The sequence below is a fragment of the Haladaptatus sp. CMSO5 genome, from assembly GCF_036689885.1.
GTDB lineage: Archaea > Halobacteriota > Halobacteria > Halobacteriales > Halococcaceae > QDMS2.
Genome location: NZ_JBAHVW010000001.1, coordinates 164,512 through 191,357, shown reverse-complemented (window position 1 = coordinate 191,357; position 26,846 = coordinate 164,512). Strand labels below are relative to the sequence as shown.

The 26,846-nt window shown below is 60.4% G+C and carries 24 protein-coding genes; 18 read left to right on the top strand and 6 right to left on the bottom strand.

What is annotated here, in order from left to right:
* Positions 1 to 45: 45 nt before the first annotated feature.
* The 14 genes from V5N12_RS00990 to V5N12_RS00925 all read left to right on the top strand — a co-directional run bounded on the left by V5N12_RS00990 (position 46) and on the right by V5N12_RS00925 (position 15,512).
* A complete protein-coding gene (locus V5N12_RS00990; protein ID WP_332897288.1) occupies positions 46 to 609 on the top strand; it encodes a HalX domain-containing protein in 564 nt (187 codons plus the stop codon).
* Between the two features lie 272 nt (positions 610 to 881).
* Positions 882 to 2,006, top strand: a complete 1,125-nt coding sequence (locus V5N12_RS00985; protein ID WP_332897287.1) for a helix-turn-helix transcriptional regulator — start codon at positions 882 to 884, stop codon at positions 2,004 to 2,006.
* Between the two features lie 199 nt (positions 2,007 to 2,205).
* Positions 2,206 to 3,633, top strand: a complete 1,428-nt coding sequence (locus V5N12_RS00980; protein WP_332897286.1) for an arylsulfotransferase family protein — start codon at positions 2,206 to 2,208, stop codon at positions 3,631 to 3,633.
* Between the two features lie 398 nt (positions 3,634 to 4,031).
* On the top strand, positions 4,032 to 5,894 hold the full coding sequence (locus tag V5N12_RS00975) for an ArnT family glycosyltransferase (RefSeq protein WP_332897285.1): 1,863 nt from the start codon (positions 4,032 to 4,034) through the stop codon (positions 5,892 to 5,894).
* Positions 5,895 to 5,915: 21 nt separating this feature from the next.
* On the top strand, positions 5,916 to 7,397 hold the full coding sequence (locus tag V5N12_RS00970; RefSeq protein ID WP_332897284.1) for a sulfatase: 1,482 nt from the start codon (positions 5,916 to 5,918) through the stop codon (positions 7,395 to 7,397).
* Between the two features lie 2 nt (positions 7,398 to 7,399).
* Positions 7,400 to 8,464: a lysylphosphatidylglycerol synthase transmembrane domain-containing protein gene (locus V5N12_RS00965; RefSeq protein WP_332897283.1), complete on the top strand. Its 1,065-nt coding sequence runs from the start codon at positions 7,400 to 7,402 to the stop codon at positions 8,462 to 8,464.
* 80 nt (positions 8,465 to 8,544) lie between these two features.
* On the top strand, positions 8,545 to 9,066 hold the full coding sequence (locus V5N12_RS00960) for a DedA family protein (RefSeq protein ID WP_332897282.1): 522 nt from the start codon (positions 8,545 to 8,547) through the stop codon (positions 9,064 to 9,066).
* Positions 9,067 to 9,084: 18 nt separating this feature from the next.
* Positions 9,085 to 9,519: a metal-dependent hydrolase gene (locus V5N12_RS00955; protein WP_332897281.1), complete on the top strand. Its 435-nt coding sequence runs from the start codon at positions 9,085 to 9,087 to the stop codon at positions 9,517 to 9,519.
* 126 nt (positions 9,520 to 9,645) lie between these two features.
* A complete protein-coding gene (gene twy1, locus V5N12_RS00950; protein ID WP_332897280.1) occupies positions 9,646 to 10,626 on the top strand; it encodes a 4-demethylwyosine synthase TYW1 in 981 nt (326 codons plus the stop codon).
* A 168-nt stretch (positions 10,627 to 10,794) separates the two neighbouring features.
* The gene (locus V5N12_RS00945; RefSeq protein ID WP_332897279.1) at positions 10,795 to 11,502 is read left to right on the top strand and encodes a DUF120 domain-containing protein; all 708 of its coding nucleotides are present in this window, start codon (positions 10,795 to 10,797) and stop codon (positions 11,500 to 11,502) included.
* Complete coding sequence (gene ribB, locus V5N12_RS00940; protein ID WP_332897278.1) at positions 11,502 to 12,155, top strand: 3,4-dihydroxy-2-butanone-4-phosphate synthase; 654 nt, start codon at positions 11,502 to 11,504, stop codon at positions 12,153 to 12,155. Before V5N12_RS00945 ends, ribB begins: the two co-directional genes overlap by 1 nt.
* 87 nt (positions 12,156 to 12,242) lie before the next feature.
* Positions 12,243 to 13,184, top strand: a complete 942-nt coding sequence (locus V5N12_RS00935; RefSeq protein WP_332897277.1) for a branched-chain amino acid transaminase — start codon at positions 12,243 to 12,245, stop codon at positions 13,182 to 13,184.
* 119 nt (positions 13,185 to 13,303) lie between these two features.
* Complete coding sequence (locus tag V5N12_RS00930; RefSeq protein ID WP_332897276.1) at positions 13,304 to 13,651, top strand: nuclear transport factor 2 family protein; 348 nt, start codon at positions 13,304 to 13,306, stop codon at positions 13,649 to 13,651.
* A gap of 94 nt (positions 13,652 to 13,745) precedes the next feature.
* Positions 13,746 to 15,512, top strand: coding sequence for a PhoX family protein (locus tag V5N12_RS00925; protein WP_332897275.1), 1,767 nt, complete (start codon positions 13,746 to 13,748; stop codon positions 15,510 to 15,512).
* An 18-nt stretch (positions 15,513 to 15,530) separates the two neighbouring features.
* Here the strand turns inward: V5N12_RS00925 and V5N12_RS00920 are convergent, their stop codons facing one another.
* Positions 15,531 to 15,710 (bottom strand): hypothetical protein, encoded by a 180-nt coding sequence (locus V5N12_RS00920; RefSeq protein WP_332897274.1) that lies wholly within the window; start codon positions 15,708 to 15,710, stop codon positions 15,531 to 15,533.
* A gap of 42 nt (positions 15,711 to 15,752) precedes the next feature.
* Positions 15,753 to 17,114: a serine--tRNA ligase gene (serS, locus tag V5N12_RS00915; RefSeq protein ID WP_332897273.1), complete on the bottom strand. Its 1,362-nt coding sequence runs from the start codon at positions 17,112 to 17,114 to the stop codon at positions 15,753 to 15,755.
* 86 nt (positions 17,115 to 17,200) lie between these two features.
* Here serS and V5N12_RS00910 point away from each other — a divergent pair, with 86 nt between their 5' ends.
* On the top strand, positions 17,201 to 18,109 hold the full coding sequence (locus V5N12_RS00910; protein WP_332897272.1) for an MBL fold metallo-hydrolase: 909 nt from the start codon (positions 17,201 to 17,203) through the stop codon (positions 18,107 to 18,109).
* A 149-nt stretch (positions 18,110 to 18,258) separates the two neighbouring features.
* Entirely contained in the window at positions 18,259 to 20,121 is a 1,863-nt protein-coding gene (locus tag V5N12_RS00905; protein WP_332897271.1) for a cation:proton antiporter domain-containing protein, read from the top strand.
* A gap of 26 nt (positions 20,122 to 20,147) precedes the next feature.
* Here the strand turns inward: V5N12_RS00905 and V5N12_RS00900 are convergent, their stop codons facing one another.
* The 3 genes from V5N12_RS00900 to V5N12_RS00890 form a co-directional block, all read right to left on the bottom strand.
* Positions 20,148 to 21,170, bottom strand: coding sequence for a BtrH N-terminal domain-containing protein (locus V5N12_RS00900; protein WP_332897270.1), 1,023 nt, complete (start codon positions 21,168 to 21,170; stop codon positions 20,148 to 20,150).
* Between the two features lie 46 nt (positions 21,171 to 21,216).
* Positions 21,217 to 21,831, bottom strand: a complete 615-nt coding sequence (locus tag V5N12_RS00895; protein WP_332897269.1) for a molybdenum cofactor guanylyltransferase — start codon at positions 21,829 to 21,831, stop codon at positions 21,217 to 21,219.
* Between the two features lie 451 nt (positions 21,832 to 22,282).
* A complete protein-coding gene (locus tag V5N12_RS00890; protein ID WP_332897268.1) occupies positions 22,283 to 23,419 on the bottom strand; it encodes a thiolase family protein in 1,137 nt (378 codons plus the stop codon).
* A 117-nt stretch (positions 23,420 to 23,536) separates the two neighbouring features.
* On the opposite strand from V5N12_RS00890, the gene V5N12_RS00885 reads away from it, so the two are divergent.
* Both V5N12_RS00885 and V5N12_RS00880 read left to right on the top strand, forming a co-directional pair.
* Positions 23,537 to 24,895: an ATP-binding protein gene (locus V5N12_RS00885; protein ID WP_332897267.1), complete on the top strand. Its 1,359-nt coding sequence runs from the start codon at positions 23,537 to 23,539 to the stop codon at positions 24,893 to 24,895.
* Positions 24,895 to 25,719, top strand: a complete 825-nt coding sequence (locus V5N12_RS00880; protein ID WP_332897266.1) for an MBL fold metallo-hydrolase — start codon at positions 24,895 to 24,897, stop codon at positions 25,717 to 25,719. The genes V5N12_RS00885 and V5N12_RS00880 overlap by 1 nt, the downstream gene beginning before the upstream one ends.
* Here the strand turns inward: V5N12_RS00880 and V5N12_RS00875 are convergent.
* Positions 25,714 to 26,679, bottom strand: a complete 966-nt coding sequence (locus V5N12_RS00875; RefSeq protein ID WP_332897265.1) for a DUF5787 family protein — start codon at positions 26,677 to 26,679, stop codon at positions 25,714 to 25,716. The genes V5N12_RS00880 and V5N12_RS00875 overlap by 6 nt on opposite strands.
* Positions 26,680 to 26,846 lie beyond the last annotated feature (167 nt).

The following is a 26,846-nucleotide window of genomic DNA, read 5'->3' as shown; positions in this document are numbered from 1 at the left end:
TCTCACTGCATCGCACACGAACACCGTAGCTACATCCGCAGAATAATGTCCACCCAAGAGACTGTACTTATTGTTGACGACGAACGTTCCATCGTTGATGCGTTTGCCCAGTGGTTATCGGAAACGTACACGGTGCGACCCACGTACAGCGGCAAAGAAGCACTCGGACAACTCGACGAGAGCGTCGATATCGTGCTTCTCGACCGCCGAATGCCGAATATGGACGGTGAAGCCGTACTCGAAACCATCGCCGACCGCGACCTCGACTGTCGCGTCGTGATGATTACCGGTGTCGAACCCGACTTCGACATCCTCGACCTCGGGTTCGATGCCTATCTCAGAAAGCCCGTGTCGTCGCCTGAGAAACTCCTCGACACCGTGCAAGCACTCTCACGGCGCGCTACGTACGACCAGCAGATGCAGGAGTTCCTCGCACTCGCTTCGAAAAAAGCGACGCTGGAGGCGACCAAACCTCCCGAGGAACTCGAAGCGAGCGAGGAGTACGCAGGACTCGAAGCGGAGCTGTTACAGCTTCGAAACGAGCTTTCGGACACGGCTACCACCCTCGACGACCAAGACCTTCGGGCCACGTTCAAACCCCGTCGCTGATGTTCCACTCCATTGCACCCGCCTTCATGGAAGCGAGCACGTCAGTTCGTGTACTGGTTGGCTTGCGGTGACCTGCAAGACGTACGCGCAGCCATATACCGTGCCTGGTGGATATATCCACCACCAAACTGAACCGTTTGCAGACGTATTAACCAAACATACTTACAGTACTATCTAGTATTTCCCAAAATTTTTACTTTAAATATATACTTACCCGAACTTTGGCCAAAACGTATAACGTGGTTACTACACCATTTTACGGCAATTTGCAAATGCCTCCTCGTACCACACTCAAACACACACTCTTGTTGGCAGTCGTTCTCGTAGCCCTCGCCGCGCTACCATCGACAGCGGTTGCTAACGAACAGATTCCAACCCCTGCAGACCTCTCAGATACCTCGGACGCACTGCAGACCACCGAAACATCGCTCGTATCTCTCGACCCAACTTCGGGAACAACCGACATTGACGGGGATGGATTGAGTGGTATCGCTGAGGTACGCCTTGGCACAAACCCAAGCGAGAGCGATACCGATGGAGACGGAGTGAGTGACGGTGTCGAACGGAATCGAGGCACTGACCCGCTGAGTGCGGATTCTGATGGTGATGGACTCGGAGATGCGACTGAACTGGCGGGGTCGACCGATCCAACCGCCGCAGATAGCGATGGTGACGGACTCAGTGATGGCGAAGAAAACGAACAAGGGACGGTTCCGACGCTCCCTGACACGGACGGCGATGGGCTGACCGACAGTGCCGAAGTCAACCGAATCAACTCCAACCCGCTAGTGACCGATTCGGATGGCGATTTCTTGAGCGACCAGAGTGAATTGAATCTCGGTGGCAATCCGAACGATTGGCTCTCCCCAATTACTGTTCCCGGAACACTTGCAGGCTTCCTCTTTGGAGTCGTCCTCTCGGTGAGTATTTCGAACCGTCGGATTGGGTTTGTTCGCATTATCGACGAGTTGGTGGCGGTTCGCTCGCTGCTTGGAGGTGTTTGGGAAAACCGCGCGAATCGTTCGGGACCAGCCACAGAAGATGTCTCAGAGGTAGCGGACAACAACTTGTCAGACCCGAAACCAGAGACAATCTACTCGGATGAGGCACGCGTTGAACAGCTCCTCGAACGCAATGAAGGGCGGATGAATCAATCATCCATCGTCTCGAAGACTGATTGGTCTAAGTCGAAAGTGAGCCGCCTTCTTTCAACCATGGCAGACAACGGATCGGTCATCAAAATCACCATTGGACGTGAAAATCTCATCTGTCTGCCGGGAGAGGAACCATCAATCGTCCGTACCGCATTAAACAGCGGTGAACATGAACAGGAGCCGATTCCGAAACACCCGCCATCGGAACCAACTCCATTCGGTTCCTCGACAAACACTGAGTAGGCTTGAGATCACCCCCGACGCTGCGTCCGTCGAGCGAGTAACAACTCCTGTTCGCCCCTTTCGGTCACACACGACTCGATTTCACCTGCGCGACGACGGTTGTTTTCGGTCAGCAGGCGGCACTGTTTCCGTCCACAACCGATGCAACAATTGTTCAGTTATATACGGGCGCTTATCTTCGGTTCCAATACCTGCCTCCATGCGTTCAAAACGACCACTCCGAATCTTCTTCACCGTCCTGCTCGCAGTGTCGGTTCTCACTGTTGGCTACGGAGCAGCAACGTCGTCGAACAGCGGTTCGTTCGAAAACCATCTCGATGAGTCGGGGGCACCGGATATGTCGGCACAGATTGCCCCAGAGTCCGATGGTATCACCGTTATCGCCGCCGACTCGAATCAGTGGGAAGGGAATCCAACCGAGGGCCACCGGGCAACCTCGGAACTGGTCGCGTTCAATCCAGACGGGACGACGTTGTACTACAACGGGACCCATGACAGATACTGGGACGTAGACCCAGTTCCGGAGACCGACACAACGGTCGAGTACTCCTTTTCCCACCACTTCGAAGACGGTGACTGTCCGACCGAATGGGATGCGGATAGCTATGGCGTAGACCAAGAGACGTGGGACCACTACGAGCGCGTCCACGGAACGGAGGCGTGCACCTTGAACGGTGTCGAACGAGTCAACCTTACAACCGGCGAGGTGACAACAGTTTGGACGCAGTTCACGCCGGGGAAAGAGGCGACACGCTATCACGACGTCGATCGTCTCGACGAGAACCGCCTTGTCGTCGCCGACATCTACCTCGACCGCGTGTTCGTCGTGAACACAGAGACGGACGATATTGAGTGGACGTGGAACGCGACCGAGGTTCACGAAACCAGCTCCGGTGGACCGTATCCGAAAGACTGGACCCACATCAACGACGTGGAGATTCTAGACGATGGTCGCATCATGGTCGATATGCGCAACCACGACGAGGTAATCTTCCTGAACAAAGAGGGTGCAATTGAGAATTTGACCCTTGGGTCAGACGATAACCACGACATTCTCTACGAGCAGCACAATCCGGACTACATTCCAGAAACCCGGGGTGGCCCAGCAGTAGTAGTCGCAGACTCTGAGAACAACCGTATCGTCGAGTACCAGCGCGAAAACGGCGAGTGGACGCAAACGTGGTTGTGGCAGGACGCGAGGATGCAGTGGCCACGAGACGCAGACCGCCTCCCGAACGGTAACACCCTCATTACCGACTCGAACGCAGACCGCGTCTTCGAGGTTGATGAGAACGGCAAAATCGTTTGGAGTGTGAACATCGCCTTCCCGTACGAGGCAGAACGGCTGGGAACCGGTGACGAAAGCGCCGGCGGGCAAAGCGCCTCCAAACTCGGTCTCAAATCGCACTCCTCGTCTGTGACCGGAAAGGCGCTCATTGGTCTCAAGGGATTAATTCCTGGGAAGTATCTCAACGGACTCATGTACATCACGCCAGTGTGGATGGGATTCGTCGAAATCCTCGGACTCCTCCTCGGCGTACTCGCCTGTCTCGCCTGGGTGGGTACAGAAGTCTTCTGGGTAGTTCGTGACCGTCGTGCAGAGCGCGATCACGATTCTATAACGTAACCGCTTCCGTTTTTCCTGTCAATTGGAACGATTATACCCCACAGCACTCGCTCGGCCACCTCCGTTGCTGACGCAGTCTGTGTCCCGGAACTTCCCACCAATCGTTGAGTTGGTTGACAGCCAGGGTTTCGACGGTGAACATTGGGGGTTAGCATACATTAGAATCGGGATAATGTTCTATTTCACACACTGGATTCCTGCTCACCGTCGAATACGGCTATTTGTGGCGTTCTCAGTAGTCATTATATTCTGCGTGAGAGTTCGGGATTTTGGGTTATTTCCGCAAAGGAATCGGTTGCAACTCATGCAACAATCGTACCATGCCATTTGTATCCCATCGATACCCCATTGTACGGTTCCCGTTTCGGTAGCGAGCCAAGCACCACTGACCCCTCCACATGGCCATCCCGAATCGAAAGATCACGAACGCCTTCACCGACTCCACTGCCGAGAGTGGATACGTCTGGCTCCTGCCCGCGCTTGTGGCGGGAATCACCGTCTACCTCGTATATCTGAAAACCCACCCATACCCGGCGTTCGGAGCCGGACTGTTCTTGCTCATGGCAGAGCAAGTAAGCCAGCACGGCTACGCGCTCCCGGCAACGATTCCCCATTATGCGAGTCCGATTCCGTTCGCCTATCCGCCGTTGATGTTCTACGTTGTCGCGGCGATACGAGACCTGTTTGGAGTGAACCCGCTTCTCATTAGCCGCGTTCTCCCCGGACTCGTCACAACCCTCGCGCTCGTGCCCTGTTTCCTGTTCGTCCGCGAGCTGCTCGGCTCTGCCCGCCAGGCTGGCCTTGCGACGTTTGTCGTCGCGGTCTCGCCGCCGATTTTACAGTGGCATTTGTCGGCCGGTGGTATCGTCAGAGCACCCGCTTTCCTGTTTCTCGTCACTGGGTTGTACACTGGCCTCATGCTCTTCAAGACCCGCCGTGTCAAGTGGCTGGTCGTCTCGCTTGCATTGTTCTCGCTCACCATACTGACTCATCCCACCTACACGGTCTTTTTCGTCCTGAGCTATCTTTGTCTGTTCGCTGGATTCTCTCGCACCCTCGAGGGTCTCAAAGACGGCGCAATCGTCGGCTGTGGTGGCATCGCCCTCACCTTTGTTTGGTGGGGACAGATACTTGCCACGCACGGAACTGCAGTGTTCTCCGGTGCCGCGGGGACCCATGGCGGCCTGGCCAAGAACGTTCCGAACGTCTTCGGCTGGGTTCGCCCTCTGTTGCTTCCGGGTGGACTCGAAGTGGCTAGTGGAACGCACTCAGGAGATCTTATCAGCCTTGGACCGTGGATAGTTGGCCTCGGCACGGTGGGACTTCTCCAGCTCATCTGTGGTGTTATGCTCGCAATTGGAGCGGTTGCCTCTTTCATCGTCGATGAGGAGTCACAATCGAAATTCGCGGCAATCGTTTCAGACCATATCGAGAAAATTCGCAAAGAGCATGCCACTCTCCCGGTGTTCAGTTCGCTCCCGTATCCTCGAGTGCTTGGCTTCCTCCTCGGTTGGCTCCTGTTGAGCGTCACCGTCATCTCACAACATCGGTTTGCCTACCTGATTCACTCGATTTTCGTCGCGGTACTCGTCTACGAATTCCTCCTTCCGACGCTTTCGGACATCACTCCTCCTCGAATCAAGCGAGGCCATCTTGAATTCGTCGTCTTGCTTGTCCTTGGAGTAGCGTGTCTGAGCGGTGGCGTCCTCTACGCTGCAAGTGAGCTCGATACCCACGGGGGGAGTTCGTCTCTCCCTGCTTTCATCGACGACAATGACGCCGCAGCGATGACGTGGGCAGCGGAGAACACGGAGCCAACGTCTCAGTTCCTCGTGATGGGGGACGCGGCCGAGTGGTTCCCGCAGTCAACCGACCGTGCAATCACCACTGGACCGTGGGGTGTCGAATGGAAGGGGCCTGAGGCGTACGACGCCCAACTGAGCCAGTTCATCGACGCTTCGACGTGTACCGACGCGGCGTGTGTGAGCCACTCCATCGAACAGGCGAACGTGCAACCGAACTACGTCTACGTACCGACCGACGACTACACCGTCCGCGGTATGGAAACCGCGCCATCGAACAGTCTTCGCGCCTCGCTCATCGAGGCGGATGGCTACACGCTGGCCTACGAGAACGAGGGTGTGGTGATTTTCCGGGTGACAGACGACGCCACCACTTCGACGACTCACCAGCAGGTCGAGTCACCCGCCTTCGCCCCTCGTATCCCGTCCGATCACCCTGCCGGAATCAAAGAACACTAACAACGTTGTCAGAGAGCAATCATGTCAGAAAAAACTAATAAAAACGTACTCATCGTCGTAATGGACACCGTTCGGAAGGACGCACTGTCCGTGTACAACGCCAACTGTTCGACCTCACCGAACCTCGAACAGTTTGCATCGAACGCAGTCGTCTTCGACCAGGCCGTTTCGCCTGCGCCGTGGACGCTTCCGGTTCACGCCTCGCTGTTCACGGGCAAGTACCCGAGTCAGCACGGCGCCAGCCAAGAGACGCCCTATCTCACGGACTCGATAACCCTCGCCGAAACGCTCTCGAACGAGGGATATTCGACCGCATGTTTCACCTCGAACGCGTGGATTACGCCCTACACGGGTCTCACTAGTGGGTTCGACGTCCAGGACAACTTCTTCGAGGTACTCCCGGGCAATCTAATGTCGGGGCCGCTCGCGAAATGCTGGAAGGTGTTCAACGACAACTCGACGCTCCGGTCGGTTACGAACCGTCTCGTCGAACTCGGAAACGACGTCCACGAATACCTCGCAGAGGGTGAGGGCGCAGATTCGAAGACACCTGCCGTCATCGACCAGGCTATCGAGTTCATCGAGCGAACCGACGACCCCTCGTTCACCTTCGTAAACTTGATGGACGCCCACCTGCCGTATTATCCCCCAGAAAAGTACCGGAAGCAGTACGCGCCGGACGTCGACCCGACCGAGGTGTGTCAGAACTCGAAGGAGTACAACTCCGGTGCCCGCGACATTGACGACGAGGAATGGGAGGCGATACGCAGCCTCTACGCCGCAGAAATCCGCCACCTTGACGCCGAACTCGGCCGCCTGCTCGACTGGCTCCAAGAAAATGACGAAGACGATACGCTGGTTGCCATCTGCGCCGACCACGGTGAACTCCACGGCGAGCACGGACTCTACGGTCACGAGTTCGGGATTTACGACCCCCTCGTAAACGTCCCACTCATGATCTCACATCCTGACCTCGACCCGGGAACGTACGACGAACAGGTCGAACTGCTCGACCTTTACCACACCGTCCTTGATCACGCTGGTATCTCGCCCCGGGAACCGGCGATTCCACTTGATCACACACGGTCGCTTCTCTCTACTGACTACCGAACCTTCTCCCAAAGCGAGTATGCCTTTATCGAGTACGACCAGCCGGTCATCGAACTGTCACAGCTCGAAACCAAGGCCGCAAATGCGGGAGTCGAGTTAGACGAGAACTCTCGATTCTACTCGCGCATGCGCGGCGTTCGGCGCGCGGATGTGAAGTTAGTGCAGAACGAGGGACTCCCTGACGAGTTGTACAACCTCGCTGAAGACCCCGATGAACTGCGAGACCGTGCCGGTCGTGACGTCGAACTGGAGGACGAACTCGTGAAGGCGCTCGAAGAGTTCGAAGCAACGACCGGATCGAATTGGACGGATTCAACGGCAAGCGACGGGTCGCTCGACGAGATGAGCACCGAAGCGAAATCCCGTCTCCGCGAACTTGGTTACCTCGAATAACCGTGACCAACCAAGCCGACACCACCGCAGCCGATGAGGACCAACCAGAGCGGCCGCTTTCGATGCTCAGTATAGACCGGAAAACCAGCATCAAAATCGGCCTCAGTTTTTTGGTTGCCATCGCGATGCTCTATCTCGTCGGCAAAGCCGCTGGCCTCCACGCGGTTCGAGAGTCGCTCGTCTACGGAAACCACGAGTGGCTCGCCGTGGCGTGTCTCTCGACGTTCCTCGGCCTCGTCGCGTGGAGCAAGGTCTGGCAAATTGTCCTCTCTATCGTCGGCATTGACGCGAGCCTTCCCCACGTCACGAAAACATTCTTCGCAGGAACGTTTGCGAACTACATAACCCCGCTTGGGCAGGTTGGCGGCGAACCCTTCATCGCCTACATCATCTCTAAAGACCTCGATACGAACTACGAGAACAGCCTCACCAGCGTCGTCACTGCTGACCTACTGAATCTCGTTCCCTTTTTCACCTTCTCTGCGGTCGGACTGGGTATCCTTCTTACGCGAGCGGAATTCCCGCCAATCGTCCAAACCTCTGCCTACGGCCTGGCTGCTCTTGTCGTGGTGGTACCGATGACCGGTTACATCGGATGGAACCACCGGGTTGGCGTCAAACGGGCGGTTACAGCCGTCGCCAACCCCGTCGCTCGGTTGACCAGTCGGGTGGAGGTGGCGAGCATCCTCGCGCGAATCGACCGCTTTTACGAAACGCTCGATACCATTGCGACTGCGCCGCGGCGACTCGCCTACGCGCTCGTCTACTCACTCGTCGGCTGGGTGTTTTTCGTCCTGCCACTCTACTTTGCGGGCCTCGTTCTCGGAATCTCACTCGACCTTTGGCTCGTCCTCTTTATCGTCCCTGCGAGTACGCTTGCGGGGTTCGTCCCGACGCCCGGTGGTCTCGGCGGCGTGGAAGTCGCACTCGTCGCGCTCCTCGTCGGAATCGTTGGCGTTCCTGCGAGTCAGGCGTTCGCGCTCGCAGTGCTATATCGCGTCGCAAGCTACTGGTTCACCCTCGTCATCTCCGCTGTCCCGACTGTCTACGTAATCGCGAAAGCTTAAGCCATGACACTTCCCACCGCTTCAAACCGAATCGTCTTCCATGACCACAGCGCATCCGGCAGTCATCGAGGTGACTGTGCATGATTGAGCTATCACTCATTCCACCAGAACTCGGGACACTCGGCCTCGAAATCATCCAGCGGTACGGGATGGTAGCACTGTTCATCCTGTTTATTCTCGAAGGGGCGATGCTCCTGTTTATCGCGCCAAGTGAGAGTCTCGTTCCGGTCGCCATCGCTTCGATGTCCACAACCCAAGAGTACGCACTCGTCATTGCCCTGTCTGTGACCGGGGCGACGATTGGACAGTACGCCCTGTTCACCCTCGCGAAGCGAGGTGGCAAAGAGTACCTCGTTGAGAACCGATGGTTCAGAATCAACGACGAACGAATCGACAAGTACGAACGCTGGTTCAGCAGGTGGGGACCAGGAATCGTCCTGCTTAGCAACACTCTCCCATTCGTTCGTGGGCTGTTCACTGTCCCTGCAGGGGTCGCCGAACTGAGCGACCGACAGTTCGTTGTCTATTCTGCGCTCGGAACGCTGTGTTTCGAGACGCTCCTCGCGTTTGCCACGCTGGGTGTGTTGACCCACTTTGGCTAGCCACACCGGGTTCCAGGCATGCTCGACCACGCGCTCTACCTCATTTTCGCTATTGCAACGCACGGACTCGTCGGGTACGTGCTGGTTCGCACCCTCACCACAGCTCCACCAGCGGTCGGAATCCAGTTTGCAATCGTCCCGGACATCGACCTGTTCTTTTATCATGTGTGGTCATTCCCGCTCGTCCACCGCGGACTCCTCCACACTCCCGTGTTTCTCGGGCTTTTAAGTGGTGTCCTTCTCCTCGTCGGCACGCCAAGACGGATTGTTCTTGCGCTCGGTATCGCGTTCGGGTCTCACCTAGTCATCGACTCATTCACCAACGCGGGAATTCTGTGGCTCTATCCGCTAACGACAGAACACTACGCCTACGACATCAACATCCACAGTTTCGCCGGAAATCTCTCCTTTTGGACGCTCTCGTTCGTCGTTCTCGCCTGGGTGAATCGCTGAACGGGAGCTAGCCGTTTCCTTGCGCTCGGTTTGAAGCCAGAAGCGCCTGCTTTCGGGTTCAACCAGAGTCCAGGGGAGCACGTATGAGGAAAGAGTGTTGTATGCCCGGAGTCCACACTGTTAGCAATGAGTGATTCGGACGGACCAGGTCAGGTGGGGACGCCGAACTACCACCACGAGAACCACACGGCCGCCCAAACCTGTGGCTGGACGGCGAACGCGCTGCGCGGGGAGGGTCGGTGCTACAAAAACATCTTCTACGGCATCGAATCGCACCGCTGCATCCAGATGACGCCAGTCGTAAAGTGCAACGAGCGCTGTGTCTTTTGCTGGCGTGACCACCGCGGGCACGCCTACGAACTGGATGACGTGCAGTGGGACGACCCCGCAGCCGTCGTCGAGGCGAGTATCAAACTCCAGCGAAAACTCCTCTCCGGGTTTGGCGGCAACGACAACGTTCCCCGCGAGCTGTTCGACCAAGCGATGGAGCCGCGCCACGTCGCCATCTCCTTAGACGGCGAACCGTCTCTGTATCCCTACCTTCCCGAACTCATCGACGAGTTCCACGCCCGCGACATCACGACGTTCCTCGTCTCCAACGGGACGCGCCCGGAGGTCATCGAGCGGTGTGACCCGACCCAACTCTACATCAGCGTGGACGCCGCAGACCGCAAAACGTTCGACAACACGGTTCGCTCGGTCGAGGACGATTCGTGGGAGCGACTCATCGACACGATGGACGTGCTCGCGGCGAAGACGGACACGCGCACCGTGCTCCGCACGACGCTCGTCAAGGGCGTGAACATGCAGAACCCCGATTGGTACGCCGCCTTTTACGACCGCGCCGACCCTGACTTCGTGGAACTCAAGGCGTACATGCACGTCGGCCACTCGCGCGGCCGCTTAGACCGCGATTCGATGCCGAGCCACGAGGAGGTCATCGCCTTCACGGAGGACGTACAGGAGTTCATGCCCGAACACACCGAGTTGAAGGACGTGCCCGCCTCGCGGGTGACCCTGCTCGCAAAAGACACGGATACGTGGGTGCCGAAACTCAAGAAGGGGAGCGAGTTTTGGGCGCGCGACCCGATTACGGGACAGTCGTAGGCACTCGATTTTCTCCACCGCCGACGAAATCCGCCGTGACCGGAGCCTTTAGGCGTCTCCTCGCCATCCGGACGGACACGACACGGCGCTCGGTGCGCCACCCATCTCATTTCTGAGATGCTTTCCACTTCCGTTATACTTATCTCTGGCGAGAGAGAATTCTCAGGTATGTCTGGAATCGCACGGCTCGAAATCGGGCACGACGCCCTCGCAACACTCAAACTCCTCGCCCTTGATGGTGCGCTTTCCGGCGAGGTGAAGGCCTCCTGTGCCAATCTCGCCGCCCGCCTCGACGCCTCGAATCAAACCGCCTCTCGTCGCCTCCAGCGTCTTGAGGAAGCGGATTTCATCGACCGCGAAATCGTGAGCGACGGCCAGTGGATTTCGATTACCGACGCTGGCGAGCGCGCGCTTCGCCGCGAATTCGCCGACTATCGACGCATCTTCGAACAGGACACCCAAATCGACCTCGCCGGAACCGTCACCGGTGGCATGGGTGAAGGCCGCCACTACATCTCCCTGCCCGGCTACCACGAACAGTTCGTCTCTCGGCTCGGCTACGAACCGTTCCCCGGCACGCTGAACGTGAGTCTCACTGACGAGAGCGTGCGTGCGCGCTCTGGCCTCCACGCGCTCGACCCCATCGCCATCGACGGCTGGGAGGACGACGAGCGAACCTACGGCCCCGCAGTCTGCTACTCTGCGAGCATCGAAACGGCAGACGGTGAATCATACGCGCCCGTCCACGTGGTCGCCCCAGAGCGCACCCACCACGACGAAGACCAACTCGAACTGATTGCGGCCACAAAGCTCCGTGACGAATTACGCCTCGAAGATGGCGATCTCGTCACCGTTCACGTCGTGGAGGACAACTGATGGCCCAAACTGCGAGCGATTTAGACCGCGTGATTGCGGCGTTCAAAGCCGGTGGCCCCGTGCTCATCCACGACGCCGCAGACCGCGAAGGCGAAACGGACCTCGTCTACCCCGCCGCGAGCGTGGCTCCGAGCGACGTGGCTCGGATGCGAAACGACGCGGGCGGCCTCGTCTGCGTGGCAGTTTCCGACGCGGTGGCAGACGACTTTGCGCTGCCATTCCTCCAAGACGTGCTCGACCACCCAATCGCAGCCGCCCACGACCTCGGGTACGACGAGCGCTCGTCGTTCTCGCTCACGGTGAACCACCGCGACACGTTCACTGGGATCACCGACGAAGACCGCGCGCTCACGATTTCGAAACTGGGGCGGGCCGCCGCGGACACGGCAGCCGTCGATTTCGCCGCCGAGTTCCGCGCACCCGGTCACGTCCACCTGCTTCGCGCCGCGCCCGGCCTGCTCGCAGAGCGCAAGGGCCACACCGAACTCGGGATTGCGCTCGCGGACGCCGCGGGCGTCGCCCCCGCCGTCGTGGTCTGTGAGATGCTCGACGACGAGACGGGCAAGGCACTCTCGCCTGCGGATGCACGCGCCTACGCAGAGCGCCACGGCTTCCCGTACATCGAAGGCGCACGCCTCGTCTCAGAGCTCTAAGTCGGCTCCTTTTCGCGGTTCTCAACCACGAGAAATGATGGTGAGGGTTTCTGAGTCTTTATACCGGTGGCGTCCATTTCTCGGTGTATGAGTGGCTTTGCAGACATGGACATCGATACGATTTGGATGAACGGCGAGTTCGTCGACTGGGACGACGCGAAGATTCACGTCATGTCCCACGGCCTCCACTACGGGACGGGCGTCTTCGAGGGTGTGCGCTCGTACGACACCGAGCATGGCCCCGCAATTTTCCGCTGGGAGGAGCACTTAGACCGCCTCTACAACTCCACGAAACCGTACAACATGGAGATCGAACACTCCCGCGAGGAACTCACGAACGCGACCATCGAACTCCTCAAACGCCAGGACCTCAAATCGTGTTACATCCGCCCGATTGCCTTCTTCGGCTACGATTCCCTCGGCGTGAGTCCGCGTAACTGCCCAACTGACGTGGCTATCGGCGCGTGGCCGTGGGGCACCTATCTCGGTGACGACGCCTTAGAAAACGGCGTCGAAGTGATGGTCTCCTCGTGGCGCAAGCATTCTTCGAGCCAGATTCCGACCAACGCGAAAACGACGGGCCTCTACGTCAACAGCCTGCTCGCGGGCGAAGAAGCCCGCCGCAACGGCTACGCCGAAGCCGTCGTTCTCAACAAAGAAGGCAACGTCGCAGAAGGCCCCGGCGAGAACATCTTCCTCGTCCGCGACGGCGAAATCTTCACGCCCGGCCTCGCAGAGAGCATCTTAGACGGAATCACGCGCAACACGCTCATCACCCTCGCGCGTGAGCAGGGCTACACCGTCCACGACAACGCGACCATCTCCCGGGGCGAACTCAACACCGCAGACGAACTGTTCTTCACCGGCAGTGCGGCGGAAGTCACGCCCATCCGCAAGGTCGATAACGTCGTCATCGGCAACGGGTCGCGCGGCCCCGTGACCGAGGAACTCCAGAGTGCCTTCTTTGACCTCGTCGAACGCCGCACCGACGCCCACGACGACTGGTTCCTCTACGTCGACGAGCAGTAACCTCGCCCGGTACGTTCGGCTATACCCGTTGTGTCACTTCGCCTCTTTTGCGGGCGAGAGTGTTCACAGGTTACAGCCAAACGTACACCTTCTTTGGTTCCGCACCCCGAGTGACGACCATGCACGAGGACGCTGCCCGCGCCTTTTACGCCGCCGTAGACGAGGGAGCCTACGACCAGCTCGAAGAACTCCTCACCCCCGAGTTCGTTCACGACCGGCCAGACCAGACGCTTCGCGGCCGCGAGGCGTTCATTTCATTCATGCGTGACGAGCGCCCGCTCACCGAAACGCGCCACGATATTGAGGCGGTGTATGTGGGGGAGTCGGAACTCGCCGTCCGAGGGACGCTCAGAGATGCAGACGACGAGAGGCTCCTCAAATTCGTGGACGTTCACGAGGGCGAAGCACGCATCAGCGCCATCACGACCTACACCACGCAGGTGGCATCTCGCCTGACTGAACAATAGGACTATTGAGCCCTCTACGAATTATTTTCACTATTGTCTAAACTATATATTTAATAGCAACAATTATTGTATTAAACTCCGCAGTGTTCCGTGGATGCCTTCCAACTTCTCTAGACGGAACCTCATGCTCGCAAGCGCGCTTGCGGCCATGGGCAGTTACGCACAGAGTGCACAGGCTGCTCGCGGCGAGCACCACGACCACGACGATGGGCCGACGCTCAACCGGTTTGCGACGACCGTGAAAGGCGCGGAAATCACCGGCCTGTTTCTCACCGCGGGTGGACAGTTGTTCTTCAACGTCCAGCACCCATCCGAGGAAAACGACGTCCACGAAGGATACCAGCAGGGAGCCGTTGGCCACCTGTGCGGGTTCAACATGCACAACCTCCCCGAGGATTTCGAGAGCGTTCAACTCCCGAAAAACGAATCGCAGCGCGAGCAGGTCAGAACCGCTCGCGGCAGCTACGAGTTCCTTGCCCACGGTGGCGAGACGCTCTCGAACGGCGAGCTGCTCGGGATTCCAACGTCGCCCGAGGGCGAACCACTCACCGAAGGGATGAACCCCGACTTCAACGGCTTCGTCCCGGCGACCACCGTGGAACCTTCAGGCCGGGGACGGACACCGGGACGCGAGGGCTACCTGTTCACCAACTGGGAGGCCCGTCCCGGCGCGATGACCCGACTCCACCTCAAACAGCGTGGCAACCACTACGAAGTCGTCGACCGGATGAACGTCGATTTCTCCGGCGTCGAGGGGACGTGGGTCAACTGCTTTGGCTCCGTCTCACCGTGGAACACGCCGCTCACCTCGGAGGAACTCTACTTCGACAACACCGCAGACTGGAACAATTCGGACTACGGCTACATAGACGGCGTCGAAAATCTCGCAGCCCACCTCGGCTACTACCCGAATCCGTACCGCTACGGCTACATCGTGGAGATTACGGAGCCAGAGAGCGACGACCCAACCCCCCAAAAGCTGACGCCGATGGGCCGATTCTCCCACGAGAACTCCGTCGTCATGCCCGACGAGCGGACGGTGTACCTGAGCGACGACGGCACAGGCACGGTGTTCTTCAAGTTCGTCGCAGACGTGCCGGGCGACCTCACCGCGGGCACGCTCTACGCTGCGAAAGCCAGCCAGGACAGGGGAACCGACTACAACACGGTCGGCTTCGACCTCGACTGGCTCGAACTCGCCCACGGCAGCACCGACGAAATCGAGGCGTGGATTGCCGAGTACGATGGCATCACCCAAGACGACTACGTCGCCGGCGAGAACTCCTACATCACCGACGCGGAAATCGAGGCGTGGGCGCGCGGCGAGGCCGACGACGACCGTGTTGCCTTCCTCGAATCGCGCAAGGCGGCAGAGGCCGTCGGCGCAACCGCCGAGTTCCGCAAGATGGAGGGGGTGAACATCAAGCGCGACGCCCGGCCCGGCGACTACCTCTACATGGCCATGTCCGCCGTCACGAAGACGATGGCAGACGACGAGGGCGAGATTCAACTCGCGGACAACGAGTACGGCGCGGTGTACCGGATGCGACTCGGGGCTGACTACGACGTCTCGCGCATGGAACCCGTCGTCACCGGCGGCCCGAACGCGAACGTCTGTGGCGGCTGTCCGTACGACGCCAGCCCTGACTCTGCGAATAACGCCTGTCAAGACTGCGCGCACAACCCGAAAAACGAAGAAAACGACGGATTCGCAACCTTCAGCAGTCAGGATCAAGACCCTGACAACACCATCGCCAACCCGGACAACTTGGTCGTGATGGACGACGGCCGCGTTATCATCGGCGAAGACTCCGGCCTTCACGACAACAACATGATTTGGGTCTACAACCCCGGCGAGTAGGCGCGATTCACTCTTTTTTCAAAGTGCGTCACGCGCGTAGTGAGCGAATGCGCCAGCAACCACGAAGGCGAGCGCGAATAACAGCGCGAGGCGCGCCAGCAGTTCGGAATCGCTCGTGGCGTATTCGACGGCCACAAAGAGCACGGCAAGCCCGAGGAGCAGAAATTTTAGTTCGAGGAGGTCGCCGAGGCGAACCATCGTCGTGACGCACGTCCCGAAAAACGAAAAGCAGTGGGGCCGTCAGTCGCGCTTGCCCGCGCCGAGGGCTGCCTCGCCGACCGGTTCGTGGCCCTCGATGACCTCTTGGCCGCCCATGTACGGGCGGAGTGCTTCGGGGACGGTGACCGTGCCGTCCGGGTTCTGGTAGTATTCGAGCACCGCGACCAGCACGCGCGGAAGCGCGAGGCCGGAGGCGTTCAGCGTGTGGAGGTACTCAGCCGAGCCGTGGCGTTCCGGCCGGTAGCGCAGTCCGGCGCGGCGGGCTTGGAACTCCTCGAAGTTAGATGCTGAAGAGACTTCGAGCCAGCGGCCGCCTTCTTCGGGGCCGTCTTCCATGTCGTCGCCGGGGGCCCACACCTCGATGTCGTAGGTCTTCGCGGAGGCGAAGGTGAGGTCGCCGGTACACAGCGAGAGGATGCGGTAGGGCAGGCCAAGTTGTTTGAGGACTTCTTCTGCCTCGCCGAGCAGGCCTTCTAGGCGGTCGTAGCTCTCTTCTGGGCGGACGAAGTTCACCAGCTCGACTTTGTTGAACTGGTGGACGCGGACGATGCCGCGGGTTTCCGTCCCGTGTTCACCGGCTTCCCGCCGGAAGTTCGGCGTGAAGGCCTGATGTTTGAGCGGGAGGTCCTCGTCAAGGAGAATCTCGTCTCGGTACATGTTGGTGACGGGCACCTCCGCCGTCGGGCAGAGCCAGAGGTCTTCGCCTTCGAGTTTGTAGGCGTCGTCTGCGAACTTCGGGAGTTGGCCCGTACCGGTCATCGACTCACTGGAGACGGGAATCGGCGGCATCACGTCCACGTAACCCTGCTCGCGGTGGACGTCCAGCATGAACTGGATGAGCGCGTGTTCTAAGCGCGCGCCGTCGCCTTTGAGGAAGTAGAAGCCGGAGCCAGCGACCTTCGCGCCGCGGGCTTCGTCGATAATCTCTAACTCCTCGCCGAGTTCGTAGTGCGGTTTGATGGAGGCCGGGAGGATGCGACGGTCGTCGAAGCCCCAGCGGCGCTCTTCGACGTTGTCTCGCTCAGTGGCCCCGACCGGGACGCTCTCGTGGGGAACGTTCGGGAACTCTAAGAGTTCCTGTTCGAGTTTCCCTTCGAGGTCATCCGCGGCAGACTCGATGCTCTCTAACTCTTCTTTGAGTTCGCTGGAGCGGTCGATGCACTCTTGGGCGGCCTTCTCTTGTCCCTCGCGCTTGAGCTGGCCAATCTGACTGGACACCTCGTTGCGCTCGTGTCGCAGGTCGTCCCCGCGGCTTTTCAGGTCGCGCCACTGCTCGTCTAAATCAAGCACGTAGTCGAGGTCCACGTCGTTCGCCATCCCGCGTGCGACGAGAGCGTCGCTGACCTCTTTTGCGTGCTCACGAAGGTATCGCCTCCCAAGCATTCGTGGCCGAGGGTTCACGACGCCGGGGCAAAACCGTGTCGCTCTCACCCCCGAGAGCTTTTTCTATTCCGGCCCGTGGGTCGCGTATGGGAATTGGTGACGTTTACGAAGTGACGACCGGCAACTGTTCTGACCTCTACTATATCGATACGGGGATGTACGACACGCCCCAGTACGGCGCGGTCTACATCCTCGACGCCGACAATCCCGCCATCATCGACACCGGCATCGGCACGCGCTATGAGAACATCTTAGACGCCCTCGCAGAACTCGACATCGCCCGCGAGGATGTCGAATACATCCTGCCGACCCACGTCCACTTAGACCACGCGGGCGGCGCGGGCTACCTCGCAGACGCCCTCCCGAACGCGACGGTCGGCATCCACAAAATTGGCGCGCGCCACCTCGTTGACCCCTCTCGACTCGTCGAAGGCACCAAAATGGCCGTCGGTGACGCGTGGGAGTTCTACGCAGAACCGAAACCCGTCCCCGAAGACCGCATCCTCGAACTCACCGACGGCGACGTTATCGACCTCGGGAACCACACTCTCGGCGTCCATCACGCCCCCGGCCACGCCCCCCACCAGGTCGTCTTTCACGACCCCCGAAACGACGCCGTGTTCACGGCCGACGCCGCAGGCATCTACCATCAGGACGCAGACCGCGTGCTCGTCACCTCGCCGCCGCCAAACTTCGACTTAGCGCAGTGTCTCGCGGACGTGAAGCTCATCGACGCCCTCCAGCCATCGACGCTGCTCTACGCCCACTTCGGTCCGGCGGCGACCGACGATCGGCTCCAGACTTACGCGAACGTTCTCACCGAGTGGGTCGATGACGTGTCCGCCGCGAAAGCCGACCTTGGCGATGATGAGGCGGTCATCGACCATTTCCTCGAAACCACCGACCTCGATGAACTCTGGGGCGAACGCAAGGCCCGCGACGAGATTCCGATGAACGTCACCGGCGTGTTGCTGGCGCTTTCGCGCGACGCGTAGGCCAGGATAACAGATGGTTCGGAAACATATCACCTGGCTTTGGCGCGTGCTGAGACCAATGTAGCGGCGATGTCTGCCGATTAGTGGCCACGCGAAGAGGTGCGCTTATCACTCGTCCGTCCGTTACCGCGACTAATGGAGGAAACACTGTGGCAGAAGGCGGCTCGTTGATTCCGCTCGTCGCCGCAATCATCGGCATCGGCGTCGGCGCGCAGGTGCTCGCAGATCGATTCCGGGTGCCGAGTATCATCTTCCTCATCGCCTCGGGAATCCTCCTCGGGCCGGAGGGACTCGGCTTCGTCACCCGCGAATCGTTCGGCAGCGGCCTCTCGACGATTGTCGGCCTCTCCGTGGCCATCATCGTCTTCGAGGGGGCGTTTCACCTACGGATTAACAACCTCCGGGAGGCTCCGGCCGCGACCATTCGCCTCGTCACCGTCGGGGCGGCCATCGCCCTCGCCGGAACCGCGGCCATCGTCCACGTCGCTCTCGGCGTGTCGTGGACGGTCGCCGCACTCGTCGGCGCGCTGTTGGTCGCAACCGGGCCGACGGTCATCGCCCCGATTCTCGTCGTCGTCCCCGTCCGCGACCGCGTGGCGACGGCGCTCGAAACCGAGGGCATTGTAAACGACGTGACGGCGGCTATCATCGCGGTCGTCGTCTTCGAGATTCTCCTCGTCGGCGATGCAACGCCGTTCGAATTCGTGCAACTGTTCATCGAACGCCTCGGTGTCGGGATGATCGTCGGTGCGGTGGTCGCCGCGGTGCTCTGGTACCTGCTCCGGTACGTCGACCTCTCTCCCGCGAACGCCCCACAAAACGCCCGGCTGCTCACGCTCGCGGGGGCACTCGTGGCCTTCGCCGCCGCGGACGCCGTCCGCACGGAGGCGGGCATCGCGGCGGTCGCAACCGCGGGCATCCTCCTCGGCAACACGGACGTGCCCTACGAGGAGCAAATCTCCGAGTTCAAAGGCGACATCACGCTGCTCGTGTTGTCGTTCGTGTTCATCGCCCTCGCGGCGCTGCTCGACTTCGAGACGCTGCTCGGACTCGGGGTGCGCGGCCTCGTCGTCGTGTTCGCCGTCGCGCTCATCATCCGCCCGATACTCGTGTTCGTCTCGACGCGAGGTGACCGCTTTACGCAGGGCGAAAAGTTGTTCATGAGCTTCGTCGGCCCGCGCGGGATAATCCCCGCCTCCGTGGCGACGCTGTTCGCCGTTGAACTGCAGGCACAGGGCTTAGACGAGGCGGCGACCGTGCTTGTCGGCACGGTGTTTCTGGTCATCCTCATGACCGTTGTGTTCGAGGGTGGCTTCGCTCGGTACATCGCAGAATATCTGGATGTGATTCCAATGCGTGTAATTATCGTCGGCGGCGGAAAGGTGGGCCGCGCGCTCGCCGAACGCCTAGTCGACCGTGGCGAGAATGTAGTGATTATCGAACAAGACAGCTCGGTGCTCCAAATAGCCCGCGACGCGGGCTATACCGTCCACAACGGCGACGGCACCGATACGGACGTGTTGCGCTCTGCGGGGGCGGACAACGCCAAAACCATCGTCGCCGCCACCGGCGACGACGACGTGAACCTGCTCGTCTCGCAACTGGCGAGTTCGAAGTTCGGCATCGACCGCATCATGGCGCGCGCGAACAACCCCGACAACGTCGATGCGTTCGAGGAACTCGGCGTGCGCACCATCTCTTCGGCGCTCGCAACCGCCTACGCCCTCGACAACCTCATCGAGCGGCCCGCGCTCTCGAACTGGATGACCGAAATCGGGCGCTCTGGCGACGTCCAAGAGACCGAAGTCACGGCAGAGGACCTCGTGGGCAAGACCATCGGCGAAATCGACGTCGAACTCCCCGACGGCGTCCTCATCGCACTCGTCAGCCGTGACGGGAAAAACCAGATGCCAGACGAGGACTTCACCCTCCAAAACGGCGACCACGTCACGCTGCTCGGGCGCAAAGAGTCCGTCCGCCAGGCGCTCAAGACGTTCCACCCGCACGACTGAGTCGGCGGTTTTCGTTCGTTTCTTGCTCACTCCGAGAGCGCGGTGTCGAGGGCTTCGACGAGCGCGTCTTCTTTCGCCGCGAGGTCGGCAACGTCGTCGCCAATCTCCACAAACTGCTCGTGTAACTCAGCCTCGCTCTTTGCCCTGCTCGCGGTTTTGAACTTCTCGCCAACCGCCGTCCAGTCGTCGGCAATCTCGTGCATTCGCTCGCCGTGACTGGTGGAGATTTCAGGGAGCACGTCGGCCATCGAGTCGAGAAATCCGGCGTAGAGCCGTCTGAACGACCCGCCGCCGGTTCCCCGGCGCTCAACCATCTGGTAGGCAAAGCGCGCCGTCCACGTGACTTGGGCCAACTCTCCAAGGGCTGTGAATTCGGGGAGTTCTGCGGCGAACTCGTGAATCCCGGCGAGTCCGTGGGTCGCGGAAACGTCACCGAGGGGCCACGGCGAGGTGTCTGGGTTTTGCATGTACGCAACCGTCGTCTGGATTGCGTGCCGCCCTGCGTCTTCGAGTGAGGCGCGTGGTTCGGGGTCGGTGACGACGATGTACCGCCGGGAGAGGGGCACCATCGCCTGCGAGGTCCACGCCTGCTCGAAATCCTCGCGGGAGACGGTTTGCACCTCGCTGAACTCACTATCGGAAATCGTCACCGACTCCTCGTCGTATCCCACGAGGAGGACGATGTGGGGCGCAAAGTGGGTGTCCGTGCCGTAATACTTGAGATAGAACAAATCGACGAACGCCATGACCGGCTTGTCGGCGTCGATGGCGGTTTCGACGGCGGCCCACGCGTCGGCTTTTTCTTGTCCCTCGCGTTCGATGTGGGGGATGTCGCAATTTGCGAAAAACGCCGACTCCATCCAGAGGGGGCGGCCGAGAAAGATGCGGTAGGGTGAGTCAGAGATGTGGAGGTAGGTAAAGCCGAGTCCCGAAGCGAGACCGAAGCTTTCGGCTTCAGAAAGGCCCCAGTCGTAGTAGGACGAGAGATTGCGAAGCGAGGTCGACCCACAGTGGCGTCCGGGTTCGTGGGCGTAGCCCGAAAGGTGCATAGCGGCGCTTCGAGAGCGCGGGCGATAACGATTGTGACGCCGGCGGTCAGACCCGCTCACTCGCCCCCTGTAAGTCCGCCCGCGTGTCGATGTTCCAGAAGGCATCCGGCCCGGCGTGGGCGGTGGTGCTTTGCTCTGAGACCACCTCCGGGTCGAGCAGGGCGATGAGGTCGTACAGTCGCCCGTCGCGCTCGGTGAGTGCCTGTCTGCAGGCGGCTTGGGCCGCCCGGACGTGGACGACCGCAGGGAGGGGGGTGATGCGTCCGCGTACTTTGGCCACCGCCCCCGTCCGGTGGTTCGCCTGCGCGAACAGGAAGTTCAAGAATCCGGCGGCGATAAAGGGCATATCACAGGCCACGACCGCGGCGTACTTCGCCGTCGTCGCGTGGAGGCCGGTCTGCAGTCCCGCCACGGGGCCGCGGTCTGGAATCCGGTTTTCTGCAAACTGGATGGACCGGTCGCCTATCGCCGCCGCAATCGCGTCGCATTGGGGTCGTCTGCAGTTGATGATGACCTCGTCAACTACTGGCGCGAGCGCCTCTACGACGTAGCAGACGAGCGGCGTACCGTTGAGGGTCGCCGTCGCTTTGTCTCGCTGGTCGAACCGTTTCGACCGACCCCCAGCAAGGATGATTCCGGCACGCCCCGTGTCCGGTTTCATCACACCTGCCTCTCAGTCATCGCTCACCGTGACACCGCCACATTCACCGGGCTGGACACCGCCCTCACCCCACCCAACAGCAGGGCCGTTCACTGACCCTCACCCGCACCCTTGAGAATCATACATTTATCAAATAAATCGGCGAATAGCCTGACGCAACGATAGTATTGCACGCTAGAGTGTGGCTGACGCCAGCAATAAAACGATAATTGTTTCTTATCTAAAATTATATCTTGGGTTTGCCGACGCACGTTCGGTTTACAATGGCGATTATACTGTTTTAACACATATTCTGTCCAGTTTCACCGCGCTCTTCTGACTGAACGTGTGAATTTCGCTCGCTGGCGCGACGTGCGTGGTGGCCCGTGAAATGTGAACACGCGCATGCTGGGCGCACAGGGTGGCGGTGTCGAGCGCAGAAAAATATTCGAACGCGGCGGTCGGTGTGGCTCTACCGGCTGAACTCGATGGCCGCACCCTGACCGAAGCCGACACAGAGGGTGGCGAGGCCGAGGTCTACGTCCTGTTTTATCATCTCGTGGATGAGGGTGACCGGGAGCCGTGCGCCACTCGCCCCAAGCGGGTGGCCGATGGCGATTGCGCCGCCGTTTACGTTGAGGATGTCCTGATCGATGCCGAGTTCGTTCGCAGAGTAGACACACTGGCTTGCGAACGCTTCGTTGATTTCGACGAGGTCGTACTCGTCGATGTCGCGTCCGGAGCGTTCGAGCAGGCCGCGCGTTGCGGGGACGGGACCGATGCCCATCACGGTCGGGTCAACGCCCGCGACGTTGTTGTTGCCGACCTCTGCGAGGATATCTAAGTCGTGTTCTTCTGCGAACGCCTTCGAGGTGATGAGCAAGGCGGACGCACCGTCTGAAATCTGTGAGGCGTTCCCCGGTGTGACCGTGCCGTCTGCCTTGAACACGGTGGGGAGTCCGGCGAGTTTTTCGGCGGTCGTCCCCGGGCGGAGACCTTCGTCTTTCGTGATCTTCTCCTCGCCGTTGTCGATGGGGACGATTTCGTCTTCGAAGCGGCCAGATTCGGTGGCTTCGACGGCCCGTTGCTGGCTGCGGGCGGCGAACTCGTCTTGCATCTCGCGGGTGATGTCGTACTCCTCTGCGACCTTCTCTGCGGTCATGCCCATGTCGAGTTCTGCGACGTTGTACAGGTCGTTCATCCGTGGATGGGTGTTGTGCGTGTTGCCGCCCATCGGGACACGCGACATGCTTTCGACGCCGCCGGCGATGATGGCGTCGCGTTGACCGGCGCGGATGGCGTCGGAGGCGGAGATGACCGCCTGCATCGAGGACGCACACCAGCGGTTGATGGTCGTCGCCGGGACGGATTCGCCGAGCTCCGAGAGCAGGGCGATGACGCGCGCCATGTTGTTGCCTTGCTCGCCGCGCTGTTGGGCACAGCCCCACATGAGGTCGTCAATCTCGTCGCCGCCGAGATTCGTTCGCGCGAGAATCTCGTTAATGAGTGGAATCGAGAGGTCTTCTGCGCGGACGTCTGCGAACACGCCACCGTCTTTCCCCTGCGGGGTTCTCAGCGCCTGTACGATGACGGGAGTGGTGTCTGCCATGTGAGTACGTAGGGGCTTGGTGTTTGTTAAAGGCACGCGAACCCACAGTGCGAGTGTGCTGAGTTTATTGAGACCGTTCGACGGTCTTATGCCACTCGCCCCCTTAATCCCCCGAGAATGAGCAGCCCGGAGCTTTCCGTCGTTGAGTTCTTGTTGACGACACATCTCTACAACCAAGACCGCGACCGCGACGAGAACGACCTGCCACCCCGCTATCGCCGGGTTTTCTGGGGTGAGGAGGGTATCGAGCGCCCGCTTCCGTCGACCCTGAAAAAGGCCGCCGCGGCCACCGGCGTCGAACACCCGTGGGAGGCGGTCTCGGGTCTGATGTTCACCGACTTTGATGACTTCAATCAGGTCATCAAGCTCACCGAAGTCGACCTCGCAAAGCAGTGGTATCTCGACCGCGCCGGCCCAGAGCGCATCATGGAAGTCCCCACCCTCGCCGCCACGTTCGAAGACGAGGTGGAAGACCTCGATTACGAACACTCCCGGGCACAGAACCGTCCCCTGCGCGCAGACCGCGTCTGGATTGACAGCCTCTTAGAGGAGTACTTCGAGAGCGAGGAAGAAGAGGAGATGCTCGACCTCGTGGACATCCTCGCGCCCGAAGAAATCGACATGAGTCTCGATGACCTCGTCCTCACCGCAGACCAAGAAGGTGAGATCCTGAAGATTATGAAGGCCATCGAGCACCGCGATTACCTCGCCCAAATCGGCCTCCGCGAAATCGGCAAGCTCCTCTACGTCGGGCCACCGGGAACCGGGAAGACGACGACGGCGCGCGCGCTCGCCCACGAACTCGACCTGCCCTTTGTCGAGGTCAAACTCTCGATGATTACGAGCCAGTACCTCGGTGAGACGGCCAAAAACGTCGAGAAAACGTTCGAGGTGGCAAAGCGCCTCTCGCCGTGTGTCTTGTTCATGGACGAGTTCGACTTCGTCGCCAAAACGCGGGCGTCGGACGAACACGCCGCCATCAAGCGTGCGGTGAACACCCTGCTCAAGTCCATCGACAACATCAGCCTGATTCAAGACGACGTGCTCCTCATCGGCGCGACGAACCACCCAGACCAACTCGACGCGGCGGCGTGGCGGCGCTTCGACGAGATTGTAAACTTCCCGAAACCAGACCGGCAGATGCGCTCTGACATCCTCTGGCTCATCACTCGCAACATGGAGATTGTGGACTTCGACCCGGACGAGGTCGCAGAACTCACCGAGGGTCTCACCGGGAGTGACCTCCGGCTCGTGATGCGCGAAGCCGTGCTCGAAGCGCTGACCGAAGAGCGAATGGTGCTCACCCAACAAGACCTCTTAGACGCCATCACCGACTTCGAGGAGCGCGACACGCTGAAAGACTTAGACATGATGAACGGCGACCACGACGCGCTCATCGCGGGCGGCAGCGACATGCCCGGCGGGTCCGATTCAGACCACGACCACGACCACGATCACGACCACAGTCACGACTGATGCAGGTCACGCTCCTTGGCACCGGCGACACGACGGGGACGCCCACCCCGAACTGTGGCTGTGATACCTGCGAGGAGGCCCGGGAGCGCGGCGTCCACCGCAGTCGCTTTTCCGTGCACGTTTACAACGAACGCACCGACGAAACGCTGCTCGTAGACGTGAGCCCGGACTTTCGCCACCAGTTTCTCACGAACGACCTCCCGCTCCCGGACGTGGCGCTTATCACCCACATCCACTTCGACCACGTCGACGGGCTCGGGAACGCCTATCGCCTGCTCTCTGACCTGCCAGTGTACGCGGGTGCGGAGATAGACCCCGTCACCGGCGAGAGCGTCGCCGAGACGATTCGACAGAAGTTCGACTATCTGCGCGCCGTCACCGTCCACGACGTTCTGCCCTTCGAGACCCAGCGTCTCTGTGGGTTCGACGTAACGTTCGTCCCGGTTGACCACCCGCCGCTGCTCTGTTACGGCGTCGTCGTCGAAGACCCAGAGACCGGCGCGAAGCTCTCTATTTCCGGCGATACGAGCTTCGATATGCCCACACAGTCCCGTGAGTTGCTCGCGGACCCTGACCTCTTACTTGCAGACGGCATCGTCCCCGGCCACCTCTCAGAACACCACCCGGCTGGCGGCGACCACCACGATGAGGACGGGAATCCGCGCACCTTCGGGTCGAAACACATGACCCGCGAGGGGGCGATTGCCCTCGGCAACGAGTTGAACGCAGAACTCACCCGCCTCGTCCACATCGCCCACTACTACCCCGTCGAAGAGGCATTCGAAGACCCGCTCGCCATCGACGGCGAGCGCTATCAGCTATAGAAACCGGTCAAGGCCGCTCTGGGTGCGCGGGCCTTTTGGATTCGCGACCCACGGCGTCCGCCTGTCGCGGACGGCTTCGATGTCGATCTCCGGCGGGTCTGCGGGTTCGTAGCCCGGACACGCCGGGCCGCATTCTTCTGCCGGATTCACCACTGACTCTTTCCACTCGCAGTAGGGGATGCCATCGGCCCCTGAAACCGTTTTTGCTGCCCCATGGACGCACGGCGGCAAGTCGAAACTTCGCCAGCCTTTGCCATACGCGCGCTCGGCCATCCGACGGCGGAGTCGCGCCTTTTCTGCCGCCGTCGCAACCCGCATATCGGTTCGCCCGGCGTACTCATCGACGATATCGACACCCGACGCGGCGGGGTCGAGTGCCGTCGGCTCCCGGACGACTTCGAGGCCCCCTGTTTCGGGTCGAAACCGCCACACACCCACTTCGTCAGGGATGCGGTTCAGATGCGCGCCGGTGACGTAGGATTCGGTGGCGAGAATCACCTCGTCGAACACGCCGAGGGACACGTCTTTGCGCAACTGGAGTTCCAAGTCACCCGGCACGGCGAGGTCGGGCTTGTTCTCGATTCCCACCAACTTGCCGAACCACTCGTCGGGATACCGCGCCGTCTGCCGAACGTAGAGGCGCGACCCCTGGCGCACACGCTCGAAAAACCCAATCTCGATGGCGCGCTCTGCGACGCTTCGTGCCCGGTCTGGGTGCATGTCGAAGCAGTTTCGGTAATAGCGGGCTTGCCCGACTCCCGCGCGACTCTCGATGGCCGCGTCGGGAATCTCGTGGGGCGTGATGGCCACCCGTTTTGCGAAGTCGGGGCCGGGTTCGACACAGACGATGTCCATGATGCGCCGCCCGTGGACGCTTGCGCCGAGCTGACGGGCGATAATCTCGTCTCGCTCGCGCTCAAGGAGGGCACAGAGGGCCACCTCGAACGCGAATTCGGACATATGGGATTTCTTGGTTTGAAGCAGGGAAAAACCTCGTGCTGAATCGACTGACTCTGGAGTTTCTACCACCTCGAAAGCCCCCAGCGGTTCGACTCCCGCGGTACGCGCTGCGCTCCTCGGCCGCTGGCCTGCGGTGCTTGCGGCACCGGGGTTCCCCGAACCGCTGG

Coding starts and splice junctions, on each gene's coding strand:
- V5N12_RS00910 (WP_332897272.1), top strand. CDS start 17,201: ATGGGAATTGGTGACGTTTACGAAGTGACGACCGGCAACTGTTCTGAC.
- V5N12_RS00980 (WP_332897286.1), top strand. CDS start 2,206: ATGCGTTCAAAACGACCACTCCGAATCTTCTTCACCGTCCTGCTCGCA.
- V5N12_RS00880 (WP_332897266.1), top strand. CDS start 24,895: ATGCAGGTCACGCTCCTTGGCACCGGCGACACGACGGGGACGCCCACC.
- V5N12_RS00975 (WP_332897285.1), top strand. CDS start 4,032: ATGGCCATCCCGAATCGAAAGATCACGAACGCCTTCACCGACTCCACT.
- V5N12_RS00990 (WP_332897288.1), top strand. CDS start 46: ATGTCCACCCAAGAGACTGTACTTATTGTTGACGACGAACGTTCCATC.
- V5N12_RS00895 (WP_332897269.1), bottom strand. CDS start 21,831: ATGAAACCGGACACGGGGCGTGCCGGAATCATCCTTGCTGGGGGTCGG.
- serS (WP_332897273.1), bottom strand. CDS start 17,114: ATGCTTGGGAGGCGATACCTTCGTGAGCACGCAAAAGAGGTCAGCGAC.
- V5N12_RS00890 (WP_332897268.1), bottom strand. CDS start 23,419: ATGGCAGACACCACTCCCGTCATCGTACAGGCGCTGAGAACCCCGCAG.
- V5N12_RS00985 (WP_332897287.1), top strand. CDS start 882: ATGCCTCCTCGTACCACACTCAAACACACACTCTTGTTGGCAGTCGTT.
- V5N12_RS00935 (WP_332897277.1), top strand. CDS start 12,243: ATGAGTGGCTTTGCAGACATGGACATCGATACGATTTGGATGAACGGC.
- ribB (WP_332897278.1), top strand. CDS start 11,502: ATGGCCCAAACTGCGAGCGATTTAGACCGCGTGATTGCGGCGTTCAAA.
- V5N12_RS00930 (WP_332897276.1), top strand. CDS start 13,304: ATGCACGAGGACGCTGCCCGCGCCTTTTACGCCGCCGTAGACGAGGGA.
- V5N12_RS00955 (WP_332897281.1), top strand. CDS start 9,085: ATGCTCGACCACGCGCTCTACCTCATTTTCGCTATTGCAACGCACGGA.
- V5N12_RS00945 (WP_332897279.1), top strand. CDS start 10,795: ATGTCTGGAATCGCACGGCTCGAAATCGGGCACGACGCCCTCGCAACA.
- V5N12_RS00875 (WP_332897265.1), bottom strand. CDS start 26,679: ATGTCCGAATTCGCGTTCGAGGTGGCCCTCTGTGCCCTCCTTGAGCGC.
- V5N12_RS00925 (WP_332897275.1), top strand. CDS start 13,746: ATGCCTTCCAACTTCTCTAGACGGAACCTCATGCTCGCAAGCGCGCTT.
- V5N12_RS00970 (WP_332897284.1), top strand. CDS start 5,916: ATGTCAGAAAAAACTAATAAAAACGTACTCATCGTCGTAATGGACACC.
- twy1 (WP_332897280.1), top strand. CDS start 9,646: ATGAGTGATTCGGACGGACCAGGTCAGGTGGGGACGCCGAACTACCAC.
- V5N12_RS00960 (WP_332897282.1), top strand. CDS start 8,545: ATGATTGAGCTATCACTCATTCCACCAGAACTCGGGACACTCGGCCTC.
- V5N12_RS00900 (WP_332897270.1), bottom strand. CDS start 21,170: ATGCACCTTTCGGGCTACGCCCACGAACCCGGACGCCACTGTGGGTCG.
- V5N12_RS00885 (WP_332897267.1), top strand. CDS start 23,537: ATGAGCAGCCCGGAGCTTTCCGTCGTTGAGTTCTTGTTGACGACACAT.
- V5N12_RS00920 (WP_332897274.1), bottom strand. CDS start 15,710: ATGGTTCGCCTCGGCGACCTCCTCGAACTAAAATTTCTGCTCCTCGGG.